Raw genomic sequence first — 3,712 nt, forward strand, 5'->3', positions numbered from 1 at the left:
AGCGGGAGCGTCAGCAGCCGGGTGCCGGACATGTCCAGCCGGACCCGACCCCCGACGCTCGCGTACCGCAGCACGACGCCGGTGCAGTGGCGGCAGCGCAGCACGAGTGCGGGTGCGTCCGCGTAGAGGTCGTGCTCGGCGAGTGGCCCCTCGGCGCCGCAGCCGCCGCACGTCACGACCGCCGCGGCCAGGTCGACGGCGAAGATCTCCGCGAGCGGGCCCGCCGCGGCGTTCCCGTCCAGGGGTGTGTCCTGCGTGGTCATGGCGCTCCTCCGGTCGGTGCCTCTCCCATGCCCCCGAACCGCTCCGTGCGGATCCGGGACCCGTCGTGGCCCAGTGCGACGAGCGCCTGCGCCACCACCTCCACGAACGGCGTCGGCCCGCACACGTACACGGCAGGATCCACGGTCGGGGGGAGGCCGTGGCTCTCCAGCAGGGCCGCGTCGATCCGTCCGGTCGCCCCCGACCAGCCGGCTGGCGGGGTGCGCGTGTAGGTGAGGACGACGTCCAGGCCGGGCCGCGGGGCCAGCTCGGCGCGGCCGAGCACGTCGTCGTCGGCACGCACGGAGTAGAGCAGCCGGACCGGCACGTCGCTGCCGGTGCGCCGGTGGTGGCCGAGCATCGCGAGCATCGGCACCACCCCCGACCCGCCCGCGACGAGCAGCAGCGGTGCCCACGGGTCACCGGGGTGCGGCCACACGAAGTGCCCGCCGATCGGGCCGCGCAGCTCCAGCTGGTCGCCCACCCGCAGCTCGTCGGCCAGGTAGGGCGAGACCTCCCCGTCGGGGAGCCGCTCGACGACCAGCTCGAAACCCGCTGTGCCTTCTGTGCCCTCTGTGCCCGGCGGCGAGGCGATCGAGTAGCTGCGCTGCGCGGTATAGCCGTCCTCGGCGGTCAGCCGGACGTCGACGTGCTGGCCCGGCACGTGCCCGCCCCAGGCGGGCGGCACCAGCCCGATCCGCACGCAGCGCGCCGACTCGCGCGCCACCGCCGTGACGTCGGCGACCTGCCAGGTCAGTCGCCTGCGTACCGTTGCTCGCGCCATGGGTCCCCGTGGTTGTGGTAGCCGAACGTCTCCCAGAAGCCGGGCTCGTCCTCGGCCGTCAGCTCGAGTCCGCGCACCCACTTCGCGGACTTCCAGAAGTACAGGTGCGGCACGAGCAGCCGCACCGGGCCGCCGTGCTCGGGGGTGAGCGGCTCGCCGTCGTAGGTGTCGACGACCCACGCCTGCCCGCCGGTGACGTCCTCCAGCGGCAGGTTCGTCGTGTAGCCGCCGTCGCTGAACGCCGTGACGTACTCGGCGGCGGTGTCGACCCCGTCGAGGAGCGTGTCGACGGAGACGCCCTCCCAGCGGGTGTCGAACTTCGACCAGCTCGTCACGCAGTGGATGTCGACGGTGACCGGCTCCCGCGGCAGCGCGTGGAACTGCGCCCAGCTCCACGTGAGCGCCTCGTCCACCTCGCCGCGGACGGTGAAGCTCCACCGGTCCGGGCTCGTGCGCGGCGTCGGCCCGGCCGAGAGCACCGGGAAGCCGTTGCCGACGTCGTACTGGCCGGGGGGAAGCCTGCCCTCGGGACCCGAACGGCGGCGCCCGAGGAACCCGCGCGTGATCGGTGACATGGACTCTCCCGGCGGTCAGCGGCGCGCGTTGCGCTGCGCCCACGCGAGAACGTAGTCCGCGATCTCCTCCCAGCCGGGCGCGGCCGGCAGCAGGTGGGGTTTGCCACCGAACTCGACGACCTCGGTGAGCGTGCGGTCGGACTTGTAGTGCCGGGCGTTGGACCACTGCACCTTCGGCGGCATGATGTGGTCCTCGCTGCCGGCGACGAACAGCAGGGGTGCGCGGTCGTCGTTGTGGTAGTCCACCCACGTCCCCGAGTGGCCCGGGGTGAGGTTCGCGAGGGCGGTCTCGAAGAGGATCTTCCCGGAGACCGGAACGGCGTAGCGCTCGAAGAGGGCCCGCGCCTCGTCCTCGGGCAGGGTGTTGGTGAACGCGTAGTTCCAGTGCTCGAAGTCGTAGGCGACGGCCTTGTGCCGGTTCGCGGGGTTCTTGAGCACCGGGAAGGTCGACTTCACCTGCGTGAGCGGCACGACGGGCACACCCTCGGTCGGGGCGGAGTTCAGCGCCACCCCCGCCGCGCCGAGCCCCTTGGCGAGCAGGAGCTGGGTGAACGCGCCGCCCGCGGAGTGGCCGATGAGGATCGGCGGCTCGTCGAGGCCGCGGATCACCGCCTCGAAGTTCGCGACGATGCTCTCGATGGTCACGCTCTCGACGGGCGTCGGGTCGGCGTTGAGCGCCTCCACCTCCACCTCGAAGCCGGGGTAGGCGGGTGCGAGCACGCGGTGGCCCTGGCTCTCGTAGCGGCTGATCCAGTGCTCCCAGCTGCGCGGGGTGACCCAGAAGCCGTGGAGAAGGACGATGGTCGTGCTCATGGAGGGAGCTCCTTCGGTGCCGGGACGTGCCGGTCTGCGGTGTCGACACGAATCCTGGCGGCTCCGGCACCGCGGAGCGAGAGGCGCGAGGACAGCGTGCCGGACGCGTCGTTGTCCGTGCCGACAACGGCCGGGGACCAGGTCCACATAGGCTCGTCCTCATGGCCGAACCGCCCCCTTCGCTGGGTGTCGTCGCGCCTGCGTTGCTCGCGCGGCTGGACGAGATCGCGGACCGGATCGTCGTGCGGGTACAGGCCGAGATCCCCCTCTACCGGGCCCAGACCTACGTCGACTCCGCAGCCCTGCGCGAGGCGGCCGTGACCAACGTGGGCTACCTGCTGCGCACGGACCCGCTGCCCGACGGTGCCGATCTCGCCGCGGCCCGCCGCACCGGCGTCCGCCGGGCCGAGACCGGGGCACCGCTGACGGAGCTGCTCGCGGCGTTCCGCGTCGGCTTCACGATGTTCTGGGAGATCGTCGCCGAAGAGGCGATCTCGTCGGGCCGGGTGGACGCGCGGGGGCTGGCCGCACTCGCCACCCACGTCTTCCGCAAGGCGGACGAGTACACGGCCGCACTCACCACCGCCTACCGGGATGCGAGCGCGGACGTGCTGCGCCGCCGCGAGCACGAGCGTGCCGCGCTGGTGGAGGCGCTCGTCACCGGTGGGCTCGGCGAGCACGCCTCGGTGTGGGAGATCGCGAGCCGGCTGGAGCTGCCGGGCAACGGCCCGTTCGCGACGCTGGTCGCGGAGGTGCCGGCGGTCGGCTCGGTGGCGCTGCCGGGCATCGCGGCGAAGCTGCGCGCGGTGGACGTGTCGTCCGCGTGGCGGCTGCTGCCCGACGTCGAGGTGGGGGTGCTGGCGCTGCCGCCGACCCGGCCGGACCCGGCGGGTGTCGTGCGGATCGTCGGGTCCGCCGCACCGGGGCGGGTGGGGCTCAGCCCCGTCTACACCGCGCTGGAGGAGACACCGCGGGCGCTGTACCTGGCCCGCATCGCGCTGCACAGCGCACCGCGCGGCGTACCCGGGGTGCGGATGTTCGACGACACGCCGCTCGCCGCGCTCGTGGCCGCCGCGCCCGAGGCGGCCACGCGGATCGCGCGTCAGGTGCTGGGCGGCCTGCTCGACCTGCGCCGGGACGAGCAGGACCTCCTGCTGGACACCCTGGAGACGTGGCTCGCGGCGTCCGGCTCCGCGACGGCCACGGCGCAGCGCCTGCACGTGCACCCCAACACCGTGCGGCACCGGCTGCGGCGCATCGCCGAGCACACCGGCCGCGA

The 3,712-nt window shown here is 73.6% G+C and carries 5 protein-coding genes; 1 reads left to right on the plus strand and 4 read right to left on the minus strand.

All coding sequences use genetic code 11. From position 1 onward, the window contains the following. From AB7J25_RS30475 to AB7J25_RS30490, 4 genes are all read right to left on the minus strand, one after another. Positions 1–263 (minus strand): DUF6510 family protein (locus tag AB7J25_RS30475; protein WP_428514821.1); only part of this gene is annotated, 263 nt, incomplete at its 3' end. Further along, entirely contained in the window at positions 260–1,045 is a 786-nt protein-coding gene (locus AB7J25_RS30480) for a ferredoxin reductase (protein WP_428514823.1), read from the minus strand. The genes AB7J25_RS30475 and AB7J25_RS30480, both read right to left, overlap by 4 nt. Continuing rightward, positions 1,015–1,620, minus strand: a complete 606-nt coding sequence (locus AB7J25_RS30485) for a sulfite oxidase-like oxidoreductase (protein WP_428514825.1) — start codon at positions 1,618–1,620, stop codon at positions 1,015–1,017. The genes AB7J25_RS30480 and AB7J25_RS30485 overlap by 31 nt, the downstream gene beginning before the upstream one ends. A 15-nt stretch (positions 1,621–1,635) precedes the next feature. Beyond that, positions 1,636–2,433 (minus strand): alpha/beta hydrolase, encoded by a 798-nt coding sequence (locus AB7J25_RS30490; RefSeq protein WP_428514827.1) that lies wholly within the window; start codon positions 2,431–2,433, stop codon positions 1,636–1,638. Positions 2,434–2,594: 161 nt separating this feature from the next. Here AB7J25_RS30490 and AB7J25_RS30495 point away from each other — a divergent pair. Beyond that, on the plus strand, positions 2,595–3,712 hold a 1,118-nt coding region (locus AB7J25_RS30495; RefSeq protein ID WP_428514829.1), incomplete at its 3' end, for a PucR family transcriptional regulator.

The sequence above is a fragment of the Pseudonocardia sp. genome, from assembly GCF_050246655.1.
In the GTDB taxonomy this organism is placed as follows: Bacteria; Actinomycetota; Actinomycetes; order Mycobacteriales; family Pseudonocardiaceae; genus Pseudonocardia.